This window comes from Butyrivibrio proteoclasticus B316, assembly GCF_000145035.1.
Classification (GTDB): Bacteria; Bacillota; Clostridia; order Lachnospirales; family Lachnospiraceae; genus Butyrivibrio; species Butyrivibrio proteoclasticus.
Map to the genome: position 1 here is coordinate 162,153 of NC_014388.1, position 21,552 is coordinate 183,704.

Below are 21,552 nucleotides of genomic sequence, written 5' to 3' on the forward strand. Positions count from 1 at the left end.
AGGTTTACAATGATCGGATGTCCCAAACCGGATGAGGGAGATTACACTGAAAAACTGACAGAAGTTATCAGTAACAAGGACATAAGGGATGTTACTATTGCAAGGATGGAAATGCCATGCTGCGTCGGTCTATGGTGTTCCGATGACTCATATAGCGTCGGAACACTTTTTTTATGTTCTAATGGTGCTCCGTGAATCCCTGGTTCAAGTCTCGTATGCGCATAAGTTAGCAATGCCGGAATACTAGAAGTCGCCTTTATCGATTTGTTATTTATTATTTATCGTATTTTAACATAATAATGTTAGAATTAAGTGTGAGTATCTAAAGCAAAGAACAAACAATAAGGCGAGTGTATCATGAAATCAAAAAGGATCCATACTACTATCAGCATAGCCCTCCTTTTCCTGGTAATCTATCTGGGAGTCTTTTTGACGCCTGTTTATGCCTCGTCTGATTCTCCTGCTACAGAATTTACAGTCGGTGTGCCTGTAGACAGATGTCCTATGTTTTACATTGATAAAGACAACGGCAAGATTGCAGGAATCGGCGTTGATCTTATGGAATCCGCTGCCAAAGAAGCTGGTTTCAATGTCGCATTCAAAGCTATAAGTAAATCAAATCTTAAGGAAGCCCTTGATAGTACTGAGTACGATCTTGTTATGCCCTTTGGAAGTGCTGTTTCAAGTGCATCTGGTCAAGCGACCATCGTATCGGACAATCTCATCCAGACCCCATTTACCCTTGTGACTACAGATAAGCACTCTATTTCTGACATAAATACCATCAGAGTAGGCATGCTAAAATCACAGGGCGGAGTAGCAGAAACTGTAAAGCAGTTATACCCTGGAATAACGATAAACCTTTACAATTCCATGGCTGATTGCATTAAAGCGCTTAGAAATGAAGAGGTAGATGCACTTTTACATAACTCATATGCGTGGAGCTATGTGCTTCAAAAGCCATCCTATAATGATCTTAAAGTACAGCCTTCTGCCATGTTTTCAATGGATTTTCGTGCCGGAACTCTTGAAACCCCAGAGGGAAAAAAACGAATTGAACTTCTGAACGAAGGAATTGCAGCTATTCCTGAAACCAAAAAACAGGCTATAGCCCTTGATTACACTACCAGAGATCTTTATGTATATACTTTTGAAGACTATCTCTACCAATATAAGTACTTCCTTATTATTGGGACTATCCTTTTTGCTGCTCTTGTTATAATGATTGTCCTAAGACAGAAAGCATATTTTGAAGAGCAGAAGGAAAAGATGCGGATAATGGAGGATATCGATCCTCTCACTGGTGTGCTCAGCCACAATGGATTCCGTAAAAAAGTTGAGGAACTACTCACTAACAACCCTGATACACCGTATACGATATCCTATAACAACATAAAAGACTTTAAGTTCATCAACGACAGCTTTGGCTGGAAGGCCGGAGATGAGCTGTTAAAATTTTGGACTGAGAGAAGCCTTGAAGTACTTACCGATAAAGAAGCTATAGGAAGGTATGATGGAGATCATTTTGTTATCCTTCGATGTATTGGCGGCAATGAACAGATTCTTCAGGATGAAAAATATATTTTGACTCCTGTTCGCAATTATTTTAGCGATCGTGGAAAAGACTTTGTTGTAAGGCTCTGCTCTGGTATTTATGTTCTTATGCCTGAAGACTATAAAGACATAAACGTGGATAAGATGCTTGATTATGCCCGCATTGCAGAAAGAAAAGTCAGAGAATCCAAGAAAGAAGGATTTGAGTTTTATAACCCAAAGCAGTGGGACATGGGAAGGAAAAGTGCCGGTATCGCAAGTCACCTTCCTGCAGCTATTGAGTCTGGGGAAATACAAGTATGGTATCAGCCACAGGTCAACTATAAGACTGGGATGATAACTGGTGCAGAGGCTCTTTGCCGCTGGAAAAGCAAGAAGGATGGAAACATTTCTCCGGGAGAATTTATTCCGGTTTTGGAAGATGCTGGGCTTATCTATGATCTTGACTGTCACGTTTGGGACACTGTGTGTAAGGATTTGAAGCGATGGAATGATCAGGGCAGACAACTGTGTGTATCAGTAAACCTATCAAGACTTGATATAGTAAAGAACCCTGATGTAGCCTACCACTTTAATACATTAAAAGAGTTCTATAACCTATTGCCTGGTCAACTTCGTATTGAGATAACGGAAAGCGCATATGTCGAAAACTCCGATACCATCATCAAAACAACAACCAAACTTCGTGAAGCAGGCTTTGAAGTTGAAATGGACGACTTTGGAAGTGGTTACTCATCACTGAATATGTTAAAAGAAGTTATCCTTGATCGCATAAAGCTTGATCTTCGATTTATTACCGGTTCAGGTGACCAAAAGATGGGTCGGACAATACTTAGCTACATGGTCCAGATGATCCATGCTATTGGAACTTCTATTATCGCAGAAGGTGTTGAGACACTGGAACAGGCTGATTTCCTCGGAAGTCTTGGATGTGAGGAAATGCAGGGATATTATTTCTACAAGCCTATGCCGGTAGATGAGTTTGAAGAATTAACGGCATATCCAACAAAGAAATAAAGCCAATAAAGAACGATGTCAGACAGGGGGTTCACCTCCCGCTGGATCGTGCTGCTAACGCAAATATCATTGCACAAAATTCCCCTTTTGTGATATGCTATCTATAGGAGGCGCAAAATGGGTGAGAATTCAGCATATTACAATTCCCTGAAGCAAAAACGCAGGCAGGACACAGAGAATATTAAATCAACATTACCTCTGCATGTGCACGGTTTTGTAGACGAATGTCTGTTGAGATATCAGCCAAGTACTGCATTTAACTATGCACAGGATATTCTGTTTTTCTATAAATATTTGAAAGAAAAGAATCCTATCTGTAGAAATCTTGAACTGCGAAACATTCCTTTTGAAGTAATTGAAAATCTTGGGCCACAAGATATCAATGAATTTCAAAATTATGTTGCTTCAGGCCATAAACCGGACAAAACAGGCAATATAAAGCCAGCTAATGAGCGTGCAATTGCCAGAAAAATGGCTGCTGTTAGGAATTACTTCCAATATATGGTTAAATACGACTATCTTAATGCAGATCCAACGATTAAAGCAGTTGTAAAAAAGAAAGATCCAGAGAAAAAAGATATTCGGAGGCTCGATTCTGAACAGGTACAGAAGCTTATTGATTCCGTAGAAAATGTTAATTCTGCCAGCTATCACTCAAGAGTAATGTCTGAGATTACTGCCAAAAGAGACCTGACTATTGTGACACTTCTTTTAAATACAGGAATCCGTGTGTCAGAGTGTGCTGGGCTTGATCTTGCAGATGTCAATTTTAATGAGAATTCCATTACGATTGTAAGAAAAGGTGGTTATGAGGATCATCTTTACATAAACGAATTAATAAGAAATACTTTGAAGGATTATATCAAAAACGAGCGTCCTACCCTGCTTGAAAATGCTGAAGATCCAGCTCTTTTTATATCCTTAAAACATAGACGAATGTCAATAAGAAGCATTCAACATATGATAGAAAAATACGGTAAGAATACTGGCCTTTCGCAGAAACTAACGCCACATAAGCTTCGCAGGACCTATGGTACAGCGCTTTATAACAAAACAAGTGATATTTATATGGTGGCTGATGTATTGGGACATAAAGACGTAAATACAACTGTTAAACACTATGCTGCTATAGAAGAAGAACATAAAAGACAGGCATCCCAGGTAGACGTTTATGGAACTGATGATAACCAGGATAATGATTAAATTTCACACACTACTTTTTTTAAGTTAAAGTTACGCATGCCTATATTCCGGGTATTACCACTAGAGGCAGTTGATTTTACGTAGGGCAAACTGCCTCTATGCCGGGAGTGGCATTTTGTAGCAGTATATGGCTGCCCAAAAATAATGCCTATATTTTAGGTTAACTGGATATAGGCAGAACCGCTATTGATAATTACAATGCCTATATTAGCTGAGAGCTGAATAGTGGCAGAATAACTGGTGATAAAAGCACTGCTTCTATTGGGGCACCCATGATATAGGCAGGAAATCTGGATAGTCGATTATCACGGAAGATACAATTTTTACTGTCCTTCAATATTGTCTGGAGAAGGTGTATCACTATACATGTGCTCCTGTGAAGGAAACTACAGCTATAAGTTTGTCCAGATCGTCAGTCACGGTAACTTCAAAGAAGTTATTTCTTTTTCCATCCTTAAGGAGCTTTGCCTCTGCAAAGAGAATACTCCCTTTGGTTGCAGACATAAAACTTGCCTGTGAAGAAAGGCTTACCGTTGCCTGTTCCTTTTCATAATTTGATGCTACGGCAAAAGCAAAATCAGCAAGAGTATAGATTGCTCCTCCCATGACTCCACCATAGGCATTCTTGTGTTTGTCGGTAAGTTTCATACTGCACTTAGCGTAGTCTTTACCAATTTCATCAATCTCTATTCCAGAAAGCTCAGTTGCATATAGATCTTTGGAAAAAATATCTCTTGCTTCTTCAATACTCCCCATTTTTTACTCTCCTTCGGATTACGTATTAGTCAGGCAGATTCATTCTACTGTTATCTCTTTTTTCCCTTTTGCCCAATCAAGGATAGGTCTTGCATCAGCGTAAAAGAGCTCCTTGGGAATACTATTCTTATCAAAAAATCTGTGATCAAGTACTTCTGAATCTGAATTAGAGATTTCTCCTGTAAAGCTCTTTGTAATAAAGATAACTGAAAGAGAATATACTACGTCTCCATTTGGATAATGTATCTCCCTGTCATCACCGGAATAAAGACCAAACAGTTTAAGGTCAGATACCTTTATCCCTACTTCTTCTGACAGTTCTCTGGTCGCTGCTTCTATATAAGTCTCACCGGGTTCAAGTGCTCCGCCTGGCACGCACCATTCTCCTGTGTCACTTCTCTTTTGAAGAAGGACCTCTCCTTTTTCATTTTCTATAAGCACACCGCATCCCACGGTCATGACAAGATCATGGCCAACATGTTTTCTCATTTCTGCTATATAATTCATCTGATCCTTCTCCCAAACTATTTTACCGGAACACAGTGCTTATCGTTTATTTCGCATACTTTCTGCACTCTTCTCCTGTATTTTTCTTCCATAAGTGGGCTGGTCGTTAGCCATGTCTTTACAACTTCCATGGCCATTAGCCCACCTATTATCTTCGCCCCAAGGCAAAGAATATTAGAATCAGTATGCTCTCTGGCCAGCTTGGCACATAAAGGATCCTGGCACACAGCTGCATAGCAGCCATTGATTTTGTTTGCGATAAGTGCACTTCCATACCCTACACCATCGCAAAAGATTCCTCTGTCGCATTCTCCTCTGGCAACTGCCAGGGCTGCAGGATATACAAAATCTGACAGATCACAGGATTTATCATCATATGTACCAAAATCTTTAACTTCATAGCCCTGCGAGATAAGATATGCTTTTATCTCCTCTTTCATCTGAGTTCCAGCGTGATCATTGGCCATTGCTATAATCATAAAAGTTACCTCCTCATCTCAAAGAATATGCAAAAAATATCCTAATAAGATTATAACAGGTTCGGTTGCAACTTTTTTAATAAAAGGGGTTGTCACATTGACAGCCCCTTTTGCTATTTCAGTTATTTACAAGAGTTTCTTGTTTTTTCTTTTGTTCTAAATATTCGCTCTTAGAGAAATTTACCTTAATTTTCGGGCCTTTCCCTGAAGTAACTGGTCCCATACCACCTGTTATTTTTTCTAGCTGTTTAACGTTTAGTTCTTTTATTTCCATTGCCATAACTGTCATGTTTGCTCCTCCTTAGTCCGTCAGTTGCGAAATATTTTTTTCAGTTACAATAATTTATCTTTGTTGTACAACTGATTATATATACGAAGCAACAAAACAATAGGGCAATTGATCGTCTTAATTCTTACATTTTTCATTCTTCTACTTCGCACCAGTCATCTATTTCTTCATCATAATAATAGATCTTATCGTCCTGCTCATCATAATAGAATATGGTGTCTGTCTCATCATCATACAAATAAAGTATATCGTCCTCATACATGTACCAGATTTCTTCCTCAAAATCATAGATCCAGCCATCATCGTACTCATCGTTTTCATAGTCATAGCCATATTCACAGGAACCACCGCCACTTATGTTGCTGCCATATTCTTCTTCGTATGATTCCCAGCCGCCCCAGTTGTCGTCAAAACTACCGAAATCGAAGTAATCCTCATACCCGTAGCTGGACACGAAGCCATTCAGCCAGTCGATATATTCTTCATCAAAGCCAATATCTCTGTACACGCCCTTCAGCTTATCATAAAAATCAGGATCACCATATGGCAGTGATACCGCAAGCCCTGTCAGCTCGTTCTTGTCAGATGTATGGCCATAATATGCCACAGCAGCTTTCAGTGCGGATGTAAGGTCTTGTGCCTCTTTACTGCTGTTGTCTATGCTTTCCATAAGTGCCAGAATGTCACTGATATAGTAATCAGAAAGAGTGACATCACTTACATCAAAGCCCCAGAAATCCCAAAAGTTCCGACTTCTGCCTTTGGCTTTGTGCATCCTGCTGTAATTCGTATTTAAAAGGACATTTTCATTTTTGTAAGCATAAGCTTTCCATGCATTAAAAAGATCTTTGGCGGTAGATACATTAAATAAACCTATACAGGCAGAATCGCCTCCAAAGTTGTTTTCATTATCTGTAATGACGTCATCAACAATATATTTACCAAGAAGCGGAGTCGATATTCCGGGATCTTTTTCCAAGGCATTCATCCAGCCCTTGTAACTCCAGCCCAATCCTGATTCAAAATCTTCAGACAATAACGCATATTTGCAATAAGGTGCAAAGGCATAGCAGGTTTCCATGCTTGCCATGATGCAGCAGTCCATACCGATAATATCAAAATGGATATCACTGTTTTGGGAAAAAGCGCTTGCCATTTCGCTGATTGTCAACCCTGCTTCTTCATCGTCTTGCCACTCATCATAGCCAAACCCGTAAACAGGTCCTCCGCCATGATCCCAGAACACAATGATGTATCTGTCAGCAGGATAATTGTTCTTGCAGAATCCTATAAATTCAGATAAAGTGTCCTCTGCTGTACAGTCAAGCTGCCCCAGATTATCCCTCACAAGGGAAAGGCCGCCTTCTTCTATCTTATAGGTCTGAGCAGATTTTGATGATATACCGTAATTCTGCCATTCCTTGGTTCCCATTGTCTGGATAATTACATTTACTTTTTCTCCTATGCCGGAGGATATCATTTCTTCAATATCGGTAGTTGCTTCTCCCGCATTGGTTTCAAGATCTGACCCGTTCATATAGACCATGACAGTAGCAGACCTGGCGCCTGTACCGACTGATACCAGATCAATGTCTGATCCGGAATCTCCTGAACCGAAAGCCTGCTGGGCAGGTTTTCCATGCTGGTCTGTCACTGTATTTTCTTCATGTATTCCTTCCGTAAAAGACTCATCAGCTTCATCATCAGGAATAAGCATGAGGATTAGAAACAATATCCCTAATACAGCTAGAACTCCGATTATTATTTTTCCAAGTTTCCCAAACTTTTTTTGATTGTTTTTCATCAATTCCCCCATCATAGCCGTTTGTAATTCTGCATTTTTTATGATATAGGAATTTCGGAGAAATTTCTATATCACAAAAAAAGGCTCTGACGCCATATTGATATGTATCGTCAGAGCCTGCCTAAATATTTCGTTATTCTCCCTTAATTCCTATGACCGCATCAATCTTAAGTAATCCATTTTCGTAAAATAGAACATCACAAAAAGCATCTACAGCCAGTATGACGCATGTTTTATTTATATTTCCGTTTTAAATAAGATCAGGATCCAGATTCCCGAAACCAGCATCGTAGGCAATACATAAATAGCATTACCTTCCGTAATCTCGAGGGCTGTCCAATATGAGGGCATGAAAAAGAGAATATGACTGTAGGGACGACTTATGAAATATGGCCCCATTGCTCCTAACATCAAAAGGGACGAACACTTCGTTAGCGCCATTCCCTCAAGCCTATTTGAGGATATGTTCACCACAAGAAGTGCAATTATAATTCCCTGAAGTGTTCCTGATAGCGATAGAAATAATATCTCGGCAAAAGAGCTTACTTCCAGCCTGAAAATTGGGAGTAGAACTGCAGATAATATGAAAGCTGCAATAGCGGGAGCTACTATTCGTGATATATAGTAGCCTATTTTCCCAAGTTCCGTCACAAAAAGATACCTGTTTATATGATCATCCCTTTCTTCCAGCATCACCATTGCTGCGACAAAGCAGAACATAGCAGGGGTGATTGCCGCATAGAATATATCAAAAAGGCTATAGTAGGGGGCCAAAATCTGCGTCATCCCGGTGATCGCCATTAGCGCCTTGTCGATAAGCGGAATTCCAAACCTTATGGCGGCTCCCATTAGAAACGGCGCAAGTCCTGCAGCCATCAGCATCATATCTTTTCTCATGAATCTTAACATCTGTAAAAAGCTTAGTCGTATTGCCCTCATAGCTTTATCCCTCCCTGCTCCTGCCATAGTTTGAGAACGCTCTTGTTGGCACCCATGGTCAAAAGAACTATCGTAAGTACAGTCACTGTAAGTCCTAAAAACGAAGGCACTTTTCCCATCACAAGGTCCATGCACACGTTGGCCGGATATACTTTTGGAAAAGAACCAACTCCAAATAGATGCAGTATTGCAGGAATAAACCCAATTATCTCAATCGGAACAGTAAATAAGATAAACTGATTAAGACTGCTTATCTTCGTAGCCACAATTATTCCGCATAGCGTAAAGATCACGCTCGCAAGAAATGTCCCCGCAAAAAGCAATAGTATATGCTTGTGGCCTGCGATAATTGCCAGCACTGCTGCAACAACCAGTGATATCGCACACAATGAGAGAACTTTAGACCACACGTAATTCCTTGCCTTTAAAGGAGTGATTGCAAAATATGAAGTGACTTTCTGACTCTTTTCCAAAAGGATAATAGCTCCCATGAAAAATAGTCCCATGGCCGCCGGGTCAGAAAATATCAGTATCGCAGCCATTTTCTCTTTCCAGGATTCGGGAAGCGCAAAAAGGATGATCGTATAAAAAGTCGTAAGAAATCCATATAACAGATAAAAACCATATCTGGCCTGGAATCGCAGATCCCATCCAAGTAATCGTCCAAATCTCATACCAAGGTCCTCCCGGTTATTTCCATGAATATGTCGTTAAGTGTCGGCTCGCTGCTGTGAATTGACTTAAGACGGTTCTCTGCGATAAGGCTAAGGAGCTTCTTATCCTCTGACAACTTATCCAGCTCGCAGCTGCCTGTCTGCTCTCCGTTCTCTATCCAGGAGTAGCTCACTTTCGCAGCCCCTTTTGACATGATCAGGTTATGGGGGCTATCCAGGGCAAAGAGCTTTCCTCCCACGATAAATGCTACTCTGTCGCAAAGCTCAGTTGCATCCTGCATGTTATGAGTCGTCAAAAGAATTGTTTTGCCCTTTTTCTTTTCCTCAAGGATAAGGTCCTTCATCATACGGCTGTTTGTAGGATCAAGGCCACTTGTAGGCTCATCCAGGAAAAGGAGCTTTGGATCGTGCACAAGAGCTTTGATAAAATTCAGCCTGCTCTTCATTCCCTTGGAAAAATCTGAAACTCTCTTATCCCCGTCATTCTCCAGTCCCACCGACATAAGCAGCTCATTGATGTTTCGCTTCTCTCCTGTATACAGAGATGAGAAAAATTCCAGATTCTCCCTTGCAGTAAGCTTTTCATACATAGTTGAATATTCAAAGTCAACGCCTATGGTTCTATAAAAATCTGAGCCGCACTTCTTGCACTCAATGCCTCCAACCTTGGCTAGTCCCTTATAACCGGGCAGCATTCCCAAAAGAATTTTCTGAAGTGTACTCTTTCCTGCACCGGAAGGCCCGAGAAAACCGAAAATCTCTCCCTCTTTTACCTCAAAATTCATGCCCTCTATAAAGGGCTTTTTTGTGTAGCTAAAATTAAGATCTTTAACCTCTATCATCATGTCTCCTCCTGATTGAATCTATTCAGCATTTGCATCTATTTGACCATATATGATTATATAGTCAAATAAAATGCTAATCAAAGTCCGGCTAAAACCGGACTCTATGACTGAAATATACTGTATTTACTCATTTCATCATCTGTGTAACAATTCCATAAATCAAAAGGCGAAGCGCCTCATCATAATTCTCCTCGCCGATGTCATTCTTATGAAGTGTCGCAAAATACACTGCATGGAAGGCCGCACTGACAACCTTGACGTCCAGATTCTTCTTTATAGGGAACATGGACAGCATCTGCTCGATAGTGTCGGTGTCGTCCTGGAAATGCGCCTCAACTACTTCCCGCGGGAGCTTACGCACCAAAAGCTCGACTTCATCGGTATCAAGGAGCTTTAAGATTGGCATCTCTTCTGTCATTTTAAAAAAATCAAAGATCAGATCCGTTACAGTATCCGCAGAAAAGCCCTTGACTGCTGTTTTCGAAAGTGCGTCAGAAAGTTCTTTGTTGATGGCCTCATGCTGGTCCTGGATCACCTCGAAAAGAAGCAACTCTTTGGACTTATAAAAGAGATAAAAGGTACCCTTGGGAATACCAACTCGCTGTACCAGTTCATCAACTGTTGTGCGTCTGACACCGTACTGGGATAGGCACTTTGCAGCCTCCTCCTTAAGTCTCTTAACTATATATTCTCTTTCCTGATCCGAATATGACTTAGGCAAATCTCTTCACATCCTTTTGACTAATTTAGTATTTATAGTCAGTATAATCTCTTTCTATGAAGCTGTCAAGTGATGGAGCAATTCTTGTATTATTGTAATTGCTTTTGGAAATGCTATACGCAAATCCTGTAATAACAAATGACTCTTTTCCCCTCTACTAGTATTATCATGTATTTTGAAATAATAACATGCCAACTAAAAAATAGCATTTGTTATTACTTTATTTCGCTGTGGAGCTGGATTTTGACCAATTTTTAATACCATGATAACTTTTTTAACCATTGTAGTATTAAACTTTATAATAACAAATTACTGTTTTCTCTTCTGCTGGTATTATTTCAGGGTTTTCAACAAGACGTAAAGCCATCCCGGTCTTGTCCATTCCATCCATTCATGGTTGCGCCGCCAAAGCGCAATTTCCTCGTATTAAATCAAAAATTTTCAGACAATTGTCTACTATTTTATTCCACTCTCACAATAACTTCGTTTTGGCTGCCAAGTTTATCTATTATTTCCCTTGGAATAACAAGTCTACCCTCCTCAAGGCCGATTCCACTTCCGTTAAGGCTCGCTGCCTTTATTTTATATGTGCCAGCCTCAAGGTTTTCCGGATTTTCTATAGTTATATCAAATCTTTTTCCGGCAAAATTAAGGCTGATTCCGGCCCTACCCTCTTTATCAAACTGACTTGCCAAAAGAGCCGGCTCAATAGAGAGGTTTCCAGCCTGTCCTCTTACTCCAAATACTTCAGTGATCATTGTGAGCAAGTACCAGGATGCTGCGCCTGTAAGATACGGATACTTTCCTCTTCCATCAGCGCTGAAATACTCAGGTATTCCCGGGTAAATATGGCTTGTCGCATAATTCATGGATGCCTGGTAAAGAGTGTTAAGAGCCTTAAAGCCTTCTTTTGCAAAGCCTCTTCCATAAAGTGCATTACCATACATTACAGCCATATGTGAGAAAACAGCGCCATTCTCTTTTTCTCCATAGGCAAAGCCGAACATTCTGCCCATATCGGTCTTGAACTCATGGAAATCGGTGTTAAGCCTGTATCCGCCAATGCTTTCTTTATATAGATACTTATCAGCCGCTTTGGTGATCTTCTTTATCTGATCATCACTTGCAACATCTCCCATTATTGCAAATACCTGGCCTGTGAGCATCATGCGGGTTTTCTCATCGTCTTCATCATAACGCTCTACCGCTCTTTTGCTATTATCGTAGTAGCTGTTAAACCAGCCGGTGCCTCTGCTTCCCTTGATCCACTCCTGGTTCTTAAGATGCTCGGTAAAGCTCTCAGCCAGACTTTCAAGCTTATTAGCAAGCTCCGATAGTTCTATAGCAATCTGCTCGCCGCAAAGATTTCCTTCTACAGTCTTCATATAGGCTGCAAGAAGCCTGGTCTTTTCCTCGGTTGTCTGCGCATGATCCAGAAGAGCAGCAATTTCAGAAGCAACGAATATTGCATTGACCTTGCACCTAGCAGAGAACTTCCTGATAAGTTTGGCCAATTCTCTGAGGTTTCCCGCATAAGCATAAGAAAAGGCTACGGACTCGCCGTTCTCATTGGCCATATCAAGAGCATCGTTCCAGTCTGCTCCGCGGAGTCTTAGAACATTATGCTCTCCAACCTCATAATATGAAGTTAGGTTCTGAATCAAAAGATGCTCAAGAATTGTTCCTTCATACACCATTTCTTTGTTATCGGAATTTACAAGCTGCTTATTCTCTGCGTTTTCAAACTTCTTATCAATAAGATTACCCCTATGCACGATAGAATCCTTGAAATAAGGAACCTGTTCTATGAGGATATCATAATCACCTGATTGTTCGATGTACAAAAGAAGAGTTCTAAGCGGCCAGAATGCATGATCCATCCATACTCTGGCGATGCCGTTTCTGTCAGCAATGAAATTGCCAAGGCCTTCTCCTATTATTGTTGCATTGGTTCCATCCATTCTCACTCCGCCAAAGTTGGCAACAATCATATTTCTGACTTCGCCCGGCTCCATGAAGAGAAGTGAGAGGCAATCCTGCCACAAATCTCGCCATCCTCTTCCGCCTCTTCCATAGTCATGATAAGGAAGGAATGAACAGCCATATACACGCCTTAAAAGTGGCTGGAAAGCAATCCACTGCATGAACTGATCAAAGGCTTTATCCTGTGTATGGAAGTTTACATTTACCTTGTTTCTCCAATAATCTCTGGTATATGTAAGCTCTTTTTCTACGTTCTTATTATCCCTGTAGAGTTTGGAAATATCCTCTATCTCTTCGTTATTGTCCGCAACGCCAATTAGCACAGTATATGTGGCTTCCTGACCCGGCGTCAGAACGCATTTCTCAAATCGCAGGCCACCAACAGCCTCCATTCCGGCAATTTCGGTTCCGGCTTTGAAGCTGGGTTTCTGGCAGTATACACTTCGTGGCTTAAGGAAACTGCCACCTTCTCCAATAAAGGCTTCAACTGTAGGATAAAAGCTTTCCGGCTCATGTCCGTTTTCATCAAAACCAAGCACATAATAGGTCTTATGATTTACACGATGTCCTTTTTCGTCAAAAGACATGGTTGGCTTAACTAAAATGCCCTCCGGAATAATTGAAATTCTATGAAGCATAGAAGTTACATTTCTGTGATCTCTAAGATTATCCGCAGAACGTCCAAAAATAGGAATGGCAGCTACAGGAACAATTGTCTTAGCCTTAGGCGAATCGTTCCTGATAGTAACTGACATTATTTCCACATTTGTATTAACCGGCACAAAAGAAGTAACCTCAGCTGTAAGCCCGGCTTCATTATTACTTCTAATAGCCTTGTGCCACATAAAACCTGCAGTCACAAGGCTATCATCCTGTTTATCAGTGAATTTGTTATTCTCCTGCTCAGCAGATGAACCTGTTGCTGACCATACTTTCCCGTCATCCATGCAGAGCCAGAAGTTACGAGTATTTCTGTTATTGTGAAGATTCTCTACGCTCACGGGCTCCAAAATAAAGGTTTCCTGATCAACCATCAGATCTCCGCCAAGCTTAGGCGTCACACATCCCTTAAGCCCCTTTTCACCGGCTATCGGATAGTATAAATAACTGGTATTCTCAGGCTTTTCAACCTTAAAGCTTCCTTTGTTATCGATAAATTCTATTTTCCCAATATTTTTCATGATCATCTAATCCTCTTTCTTAGGCTATTATTAAATTAGCACAGGGAAATAGATGATAAAAAGGTATCTTTTTTACTTCATATACCTCTTTTTTTATAGAAAAAAGCCCCATCTCTTTATCCGGAGATAGGGCTCTTTAGTCACTTAAATATCATTATCTGGTCATTGGAGTGTCATCAGCAACATGCTCCATATCATCTGTCCACATGATAGTGTTACTATCAACAATCTTGATACTACCGGTTCCATCTGTATAGATAGTCTCATCAGTATCAACTTCACCGTTATCCTTCAATGTGTACTCATGCTTAACACAATCATTGTAAGTAATAGTATCAGCACCGTCATATTTGCCGTGCATAACCCACTCGCCCTGCTGTGCAGCGCTTATACCCCACCATACTTCGATGAGGAAGCTACCATCTTCCTGCTTGGTAATGCTCAGGTTACCTTTTCCGGCATAATACTGTCCTTCAAAATCAGAGGTCTGTTTCTGGGTATCATCTGTCGCCTGTTCTGCCTGTGCTTCAATAGATGCATCTGTCGCTGCCTCGGCAGGTTTCTCAGTTTCCTGTACTGCTACAGCAGCATTCTCTGTTTCCTGAGTTACTTCTGTTTCAACAACTTTCTCAACCTTCAATCCCTCTGCACTTGCAGTTTCAGCTGCACCACATGCTACAACCTGAAGTGCAATTGAAGAAATCATAATAATACTTAATAATCTTTTTTTCACAATATCTCCTCCTCATAAGTCAATTTACACAACATATTGATTATAAGCCCGGAAGATATACTATATGTATAAAAAAACAATTAAGAATTTCTGAACTGATCATAAAGCCAGCTTTACAATGCTTCAATGTCTTCCACAGTCAGTGAATTCAATGTCTCAGCATCTATATGATCAACCGTTTTAACAATTAATTCTGATTCATTTGGAATTGAATCAGAAAAAGAATTAGTTACACTGTCATAACTGGTTATCACTTCAGATTCTGACAAGATCAGCTGTGCACCATGTGCGTTAGATTCCATATTATATCCGACAGGATTAGCAATTACGCTGCCCTTCATCACAATAATAGTCCAATACTCTCCTGTTTCAGATAGAAAAATAGTCTGATAATACGGATGAGTTTCGTCTGACTCCCCAACCTCTTTCTTATCTATCATCTCTCCATCTGCTGTGTACTCTGTTGTAATTGGGTTGTCGGTAAATCCACGTTCTTTTAAAAGCTCTATAACTTCTGATTCTGTCATCTCTTCCCCCTCCTCGCTGTTCTTTACTTCAATCTCAGTAACCGTATACTCCGGATGTGCTGTAATATTCTCTCTGTAGGCAGAACTTAGATCAAAATATCCGTATACAAAATAGTTTCCCAAAAACTCAAGATGCATATCTACACTTGGTTTATAATCAGATTTGATCCTGCCGTCTTCTGTCATGAAAATATCATCAAAGCTGATAGGAACATAGCGTTTATCCGACTCGCCGTCATCCTTGCCCCAGCTGTACTCATAAAAGAATATAAGTCTATTATCATTCTGGCTATTTAATAAGTATTCGCCAACCAACCTGGGCTTATCTGTTCGCTTCCAGGATCCTGTGTAGCCTTCCTTGACACCATCTTGGGCATAAGTATCTGCAGCTTTTGTAAACTCTGACAGATCAATTCCTGCCTCGATATCTGATGTATCCAAAAGACGAAGCTCCGGTTTTGCAGAACTCTCCTGCACCGCTTCTGACTCTGTATAATCCTGATTACTGAGATATAGCCCGCCAAAAAGAAGTAGCGCTAATATCAAGCTTACAGCTACAAATATCATTCGAGAGCGGTGTATTTTCAGATCTGTCTTCTTACTTATAATCTGTGCATCTTCTTGATCATAATCTATCAAAAAAGTAGTATTGCAATAATTGCATTTGTACTGCTCTCCATTTATTTTTGCTATTTCTGAACTGCCACAATTAGGACAGGTGACCTTTTTTAGTTCCATGTTCACTCATCCTCCCTATAAATATTTTCTTATCTCAGTGATCATCATTCAATAATATGATATGCCTACTGCTGTGCTCTAATTAGATTGTTGAAGTCCGAAATAACATCCTTGAGGCTTTCATACATTTTTTTGATAGTTGCATCCTTATCAGGATCGCTCCCCCAACAATCATCTTTCATTTCCTGATAAAACTCTGCACTATTTCTGCCCTCGGAAGTGTAATAATCCTTAAGAGCATAATATGTTCCATACATAGTAGGAATATTATTGCTAAAATTATTAGCAATATCAGTACCGAACCAGTATTCGTGAGCAGCTCCTATGTGACGGCCTTTTTCTCTGACTTCCTCAGGAATATTGTTTTTACCGATTGTAGCCATAGCCCATCTTCCAAGGACATCTCCTTCACCATAGATAGAATCCGGATACTTAACCGGACGTGAAGCACGGAACTTTTCCAGAATATCATCTGCTGATCTGTCTATTTGAGGCCATATCCATTCTCCCTCCAGATACTCATCACTATACCATCCGTAAAAAGAATGTTCTGTTCCGGAGACAGCCTGTTCCTGACCATCTGCAAGCTGTTCTATAGCTCCAAGCAGATCTTCATTTATCTCCGGCTTATTCTGCTTCTCAGCAATCGGCTCAGCAGTTTCTTCTGTAGATTGTTCAGAAGAAGCTTCCACTGAAGTTTTTTCTAAGGTCTCCTCAGTCCCCGTCTCAGTAGTTGCCTCTTTTACTGTATTGCCACAACCATTTGTAACAGTCAGCATAGAAGCTACAAGTAAATAAGTTACTATTTTCTTTTTCATAAGTTTTCCCTTCCAATACTTTTTCACCTAACAATAATACAGCAAAGCAGGAAGAATTGTTTCAAAAAAAGAGGTGCGCGAAAAAACATTTTCTCACGCACCCCGGATCATTTACTGTAAAGCTGCCCGATAGATTTTTTTAACATCGCTTGCATCAAGAGGTCTTATTCTAGAAAGCTTAACTGCTCCCTGCATAGTTGCATCAAGGGACAAAGCCTCCAAATCTTCATCAGATGGATCAATTCCCAAATCTCTCAAGCTCACAGGCATTCCAATACTCTTAAAGAAATCCACTGTTTTTTCTATTCCCATAAGAGCAGCTTTTTCTGCATCACTTTCAGTGATTCCCCATACTTTTTCTGCAAATCTTGCAAATCTTGGCACTGCGCCGCTATATAATTCTTTGGCCCAGGCTCCCCAGACAGCTGAAAGAGAATCTCCATGTGTCACATCATATCGCGCAGACAGAGCATGCCCCAGCTTATGCACGGAAAAATCCTTGCCTCGTCCACATTCTGTAAGGTTGTTATGAGAAAGGCTGGATGCCCAGAAAACTTCACACATAGCATCATAATCAGAAGGATCATCTATTATACGCTTTCCGTTTGTGATAACTGTTCTGAGCAGTCCTTCTGCTATTTCATCTGTCATATTGCAATGACTCTCTGGAATAAAGTATCTCTCCATGGTGTGCATCATTATGTCTGTAACTCCGGCTGCCAACTGATTCTTTGGAAGAGTCATCCCAAGAGCCGGATTGACTATGGCAAATCTGCATCTGTTAAAATCAGTATTGATGCCTGCCTTTTTGCCAAGTTCTTCATTGGTCAATACCGCAGAATCACTCATCTCACTACCTGCAGCAGCTATTGTAAGGACTGCTCCGACAGGAAGTGACTTGGTAAGCGGAACTTTTCGGGTCCAGATTGCCCACAGATCCTGGTCACTGTTAGCAGTTCCATGAGCAATGGCCTTTGCTGTATCTATAGCACTTCCGCCACCTATACCGATTATCATGTCTGCTCCGAAAGCTATGGCCTCTTTTATACCTTCCTTGGCGTGTTCCAATGTAGGATTGGGCTTGGCACCACCAAATTCTCTATATTCTATTCCTGAATCAGACAAAGCCTTTTCGACTCTTCCGAGAAGTCCACTCTTAATAACACTTCCCTTTCCATAGACAAGAAGTGCTTTTCTACCATATTTACAAGCTATTTCTCCTGTCTGATCCTCAACATCCTTCCCAAAAACCACTTCTGTAGGCGCATAAAATTTGAAGTTCTCCATGTTTTCACCTGTGAATCCTTTCCCAATATATTAGTAATCAGCGTCAAATGCCACTACAAAGTATCTTATAGGTACTCTTTGATTATATATGAAATTTATTAATTTGCATTTTTTTAATTTCATGATATTATTCTTTGTCGGGGAAAATAGAAATTTTATTTTTCAAGGAAAGAAACGTAATATGGTAATTTTTGTAACAATATTTTTAGTAATCGTTTATCTCTCGGTCTGTGCTGTATTTGCCAGATCAATGGGGCTTGTTAAGTGCATCGACCCAAACAAAGCTTATCAGAAAGAAAACAGAAGACATTTTCTTGATGGTTATAAGAACTGGAAAAGTGAAGAATATATCATAAAATCTTTTGACGGCTATGAGCTTCATACAACTTATATTCCTTCAGCCGTTCCTTCCAAAAAATTTGTCATCCTTGTTCATTCATCAACCTACTGCAGAATTGGAGGAATCAAATACTTCAACATATTCAGGAAAATGGGATATAACGGTATTCTCTTTGACCTTCGTGGCCATGGTGATAATCAGAAGTCTCCATCAACCTGGGGAATCAAGGAAAGCAAGGATCTTCTCAGTGTAATAAATGATACTGTTGATCGTTTTGGAGATGATATCAAGATCGGCGTTCATGGCGAATGCCTTGGCGGTGTAACAGCTCTTACCGCTCTTAAATACCATCCTCATATCTCTTTTGTTATCGCTGACAGTTGTTATAATTCTCTTTATTCACTTCTGTGCAAACTTGCCCAGCAGATAGCTCACGTATCACCTGTACTTTTTGATCCGGCTGTAATCTTTTTCCGCCTTATGTTCGGCTACTCATATAAAAAGATTTTTACAAAGGACAGCCTTAATGGCAACACAGTACCGATATGCTTCATTCAAGGTGACAGCGACTGCGTAGTACCTGTTAAGGATACTGTGGAACTTGAAAATGCAACTGAAGGCTACACTGAAATGCACATTTTTGAAGGTGCAGATCATACGCGTAACATCATTGCTGACGCAGATCGTTATGAAGAAATAATCAAGAACTTTTTGTACAGCGTCCATTGTCTGGAACTCGCAGCCTGATCACCTTTGATATTATGCCATCTTCCAGTTCTCTGACTGCATCTGAACTGATATCATGTGATTATAAATGCCGCATTTAAAAACTCTGCAAAAATATTATGAGATTCAACTGCTTTGATCTTCTTATTAAGCCCTTCCATGGTTGTAGAAATAAATGCACCAACAAGCTCCGGCAGCCAGTGTGACGATGCAGTTTCAAGTCTTGCACAGTCAATAGTTTACTTAAATGAATCAAAGGTAATACTCGCCCTCTTTTAACTTAAATACAGCAAAACCATCTGCAGTCAAAGAGTATTCATACCCGATATCGCTTAAAGATTTCTGATCTATAACAGGCAAATATACATCGGCCTCTGTACCCATTGGTATCTTAAGTTTCATGCAATATCTGTCATCTGCTTTGGATATCTCCACGCTGATAAGGCCTTTTGCAGATGGAACATCACATTTAACATTTGTCAGATCAACAAGACAGGGTTTTATCTCAAAACGCTTATGCCCTGCCTCCAATGGTCTGATTCCTGCTATATATTTGGACATAGTAATAAGCGGACCACCTGACCAGGCATGATTAAGTGTTCCATCCTGATTCCAGTACTCCCATAATGTTGAGTAGTCATAATCCACCATCTCTTTATATCTGGTCTTCATTCTGATGATGGCTTTGTCTATGCGACCTGCTATGCAAAGAGCATCAAGTACATACTTTTCCATATATGGACTTGAATTTGTGGCCTTTTCCAGAACTTCTACTATATCAGCATACTTATCAGGTTCTGCAAGCCCTGATATTACTGCAAGCGCATTGGCTCTGTCATCAGGCTTTCCATTATCTGTCTTATTATAGTAAAAGCTTCCCTTCCAAAAGCTCTTGTCATAGCTGTTTTTAATGTCATTTTTCCTTGTGATAAAAGAGCCGGATTCATCTTGTTTTCCCAGCAACTCTGCCATATTAATTAAGGAATCTAATGCCATATAATACCAGGCGTTCTCCATAGGAGCTATATCAGCATTATCGCCCCAATCCGGCCAATCCCAGCTACCGGTTCTATGAACAACAAGTCCATCCTTCATTTCAAAGAGATTTAAATATTCTTTTGACGCTTCATATGCCTGAGGTAAAAACGAAGCATCACCTGTATATCTATAGTAATACCAGAATCCCCATATACCTGCGAGATTTTGCATAGGTAGTTCAAACTGATCTTTGCCTGAAGGGACTACTGTCAACATATAGCCGCTATCTAACGTCCAACCGGACATCATTTCAACGCCTTTTTTATATAGGAGCAGTGCTCTTTCATCAAGGCAGTACAGCATCTGCTGCATTTCAAGATTTACATCCCCCCACCACTGGGCTCTCTCCCTGTCAGGACAATCCATAAAATTATCCCTCATGGTGATGTAAAGTGTTCTAAGTGATTTCTGCCATAATTTATTCAGGAATGCATCATTACATACAAAGCTGCCAACAAATTCGGTATTATAACCTGTTTCGTGATATCCAAGTTCTTGAATAGTAACGCCTTCATCTATTTCATAATAAATATACTCGCCATTCATCCATCCCAGGGATTCGTATTCCTGATAGCCGGCCTTTGTATAATAAACAGACATAACACTTTTGGTATCATATAGCGCATCTACATAATTGTCTGCTTTTATTGTTATCCTTCTTCCCGCAGGGGCTATTACCTTAAGCACAGGAGTTATCTGAGCATTATAGGGAAGCTTCATTTTAAATATTTCTTTTTCCTTGGTTTTATGTTCCTTTAACTCATCACTATTTATGTACTTTTTATAGCCAAAATCCTTTAATTGAGGAATTATTCTTTTATGAAAAGAACCCCAATATGAAGGTGCATCATCGATAACTTCCGCATTATCCCAATCGGAAGTATCGTAATCCGGCATATACCAACCGGGAATATCTTTGCCTGCATCAAAATACAGATTAGACTCCGATAGCCTGAAATTGCTTTTTTCATCTTTTTCATCAGCAGAGACATATGCCGGATGCTTTTTTACCTTCCAGGATTCATCTGAGCAAATGGTATCTCCATTTATATCCATTTCAAATACAAGGCCGCCTCTTCCACTATCCAGGTGAGAAAAACCTTGTTTGCCAAAAAACAAAACAAGGATAGCAATGGTATTTCTCCCCTGATTCAGGAATTCACCAAGGTCAACTTCATCATAATATATGGAATGTCTGTCAGGCCCTCGTTTTATACCGCCTTCAAATATCACGGGCCTGCCGTTTACATAGAGCCAGTATTTGGAATCAACTGCTATTTTGGCCAGAGCCTTATTAGCATCACTATTAAGGTCAAACTTTTTGACCAAACACATCCATGTGTTCTCGCCATTTTCACCTTTTTTCCAAATACATTTTCTATTATCCATAAAA

At 40.2% G+C, this 21,552-nt stretch carries 18 protein-coding genes and 1 pseudogene; 4 read left to right on the forward strand and 15 right to left on the reverse strand.

The window, feature by feature from the left end:
- Positions 1-3 precede the first annotated feature (3 nt).
- From BPR_RS21665 to BPR_RS15785, 3 genes and pseudogenes are all read left to right on the forward strand, one after another.
- Positions 4-132, forward strand: a pseudogene (locus tag BPR_RS21665) (4Fe-4S ferredoxin); the annotation flags it as partial.
- A 225-nt stretch (positions 133-357) separates the two neighbouring features.
- Entirely contained in the window at positions 358-2,571 is a 2,214-nt protein-coding gene (locus BPR_RS15780) for an EAL domain-containing protein (protein ID WP_013282477.1), read from the forward strand.
- 117 nt (positions 2,572-2,688) lie between these two features.
- Positions 2,689-3,774, forward strand: coding sequence for a tyrosine-type recombinase/integrase (locus tag BPR_RS15785; protein ID WP_013282478.1), 1,086 nt, complete (start codon positions 2,689-2,691; stop codon positions 3,772-3,774).
- Between the two features lie 360 nt (positions 3,775-4,134).
- Here BPR_RS15785 and BPR_RS15790 read toward each other — a convergent pair whose 3' ends face one another.
- The 14 genes from BPR_RS15790 to BPR_RS15850 form a co-directional block, all read right to left on the reverse strand.
- On the reverse strand, positions 4,135-4,530 hold the full coding sequence (locus BPR_RS15790; protein WP_013282479.1) for a PaaI family thioesterase: 396 nt from the start codon (positions 4,528-4,530) through the stop codon (positions 4,135-4,137).
- A 39-nt stretch (positions 4,531-4,569) separates the two neighbouring features.
- Positions 4,570-5,037: an NUDIX hydrolase gene (locus tag BPR_RS15795; protein WP_026663196.1), complete on the reverse strand. Its 468-nt coding sequence runs from the start codon at positions 5,035-5,037 to the stop codon at positions 4,570-4,572.
- Positions 5,038-5,054: 17 nt separating this feature from the next.
- Positions 5,055-5,516, reverse strand: coding sequence for an RpiB/LacA/LacB family sugar-phosphate isomerase (locus BPR_RS15800; protein ID WP_013282481.1), 462 nt, complete (start codon positions 5,514-5,516; stop codon positions 5,055-5,057).
- 118 nt (positions 5,517-5,634) lie between these two features.
- Entirely contained in the window at positions 5,635-5,805 is a 171-nt protein-coding gene (locus BPR_RS20635) for a bacteriocin (protein ID WP_013282482.1), read from the reverse strand.
- A 133-nt stretch (positions 5,806-5,938) separates the two neighbouring features.
- Entirely contained in the window at positions 5,939-7,609 is a 1,671-nt protein-coding gene (locus tag BPR_RS15805) for a clostripain-related cysteine peptidase (protein ID WP_042258341.1), read from the reverse strand.
- A 237-nt stretch (positions 7,610-7,846) separates the two neighbouring features.
- Positions 7,847-8,506 carry an ABC transporter permease gene (locus tag BPR_RS15810; RefSeq protein WP_242662248.1) on the reverse strand — a complete coding sequence of 220 codons (660 nt, stop codon included), beginning with the start codon at positions 8,504-8,506 and terminating at the stop codon, positions 7,847-7,849.
- A 38-nt stretch (positions 8,507-8,544) separates the two neighbouring features.
- A complete protein-coding gene (locus tag BPR_RS15815; RefSeq protein ID WP_013282485.1) occupies positions 8,545-9,222 on the reverse strand; it encodes a fluoroquinolone export ABC transporter permease subunit in 678 nt (225 codons plus the stop codon).
- Entirely contained in the window at positions 9,219-10,064 is an 846-nt protein-coding gene (locus BPR_RS15820) for an ABC transporter ATP-binding protein (protein ID WP_013282486.1), read from the reverse strand. Before BPR_RS15820 ends, BPR_RS15815 begins: the two co-directional genes overlap by 4 nt.
- A 130-nt stretch (positions 10,065-10,194) precedes the next feature.
- Complete coding sequence (locus BPR_RS15825) at positions 10,195-10,788, reverse strand: TetR/AcrR family transcriptional regulator (RefSeq protein ID WP_013282487.1); 594 nt, start codon at positions 10,786-10,788, stop codon at positions 10,195-10,197.
- 461 nt (positions 10,789-11,249) lie between these two features.
- Complete coding sequence (locus tag BPR_RS15830) at positions 11,250-13,958, reverse strand: GH36-type glycosyl hydrolase domain-containing protein (RefSeq protein ID WP_013282488.1); 2,709 nt, start codon at positions 13,956-13,958, stop codon at positions 11,250-11,252.
- Positions 13,959-14,106: 148 nt separating this feature from the next.
- The gene (locus BPR_RS15835) at positions 14,107-14,685 is read right to left on the reverse strand and encodes a hypothetical protein (protein ID WP_013282489.1); all 579 of its coding nucleotides are present in this window, start codon (positions 14,683-14,685) and stop codon (positions 14,107-14,109) included.
- Between the two features lie 113 nt (positions 14,686-14,798).
- Positions 14,799-15,950, reverse strand: coding sequence for a hypothetical protein (locus BPR_RS15840; RefSeq protein WP_042258346.1), 1,152 nt, complete (start codon positions 15,948-15,950; stop codon positions 14,799-14,801).
- 65 nt (positions 15,951-16,015) lie between these two features.
- Positions 16,016-16,768, reverse strand: coding sequence for a hypothetical protein (locus tag BPR_RS15845; RefSeq protein ID WP_013282491.1), 753 nt, complete (start codon positions 16,766-16,768; stop codon positions 16,016-16,018).
- A gap of 111 nt (positions 16,769-16,879) precedes the next feature.
- A complete protein-coding gene (locus tag BPR_RS15850; RefSeq protein ID WP_013282492.1) occupies positions 16,880-18,055 on the reverse strand; it encodes an iron-containing alcohol dehydrogenase in 1,176 nt (391 codons plus the stop codon).
- A 181-nt stretch (positions 18,056-18,236) separates the two neighbouring features.
- Here BPR_RS15850 and BPR_RS15855 point away from each other — a divergent pair, with 181 nt between their 5' ends.
- A complete protein-coding gene (locus BPR_RS15855; protein WP_013282493.1) occupies positions 18,237-19,142 on the forward strand; it encodes an alpha/beta hydrolase in 906 nt (301 codons plus the stop codon).
- Between the two features lie 231 nt (positions 19,143-19,373).
- Here the strand turns inward: BPR_RS15855 and BPR_RS15860 are convergent, their stop codons facing one another.
- Positions 19,374-21,548: an alpha-L-rhamnosidase-related protein gene (locus BPR_RS15860; protein WP_013282494.1), complete on the reverse strand. Its 2,175-nt coding sequence runs from the start codon at positions 21,546-21,548 to the stop codon at positions 19,374-19,376.
- Between the last annotated feature and the right edge of the window lie 4 nt (positions 21,549-21,552).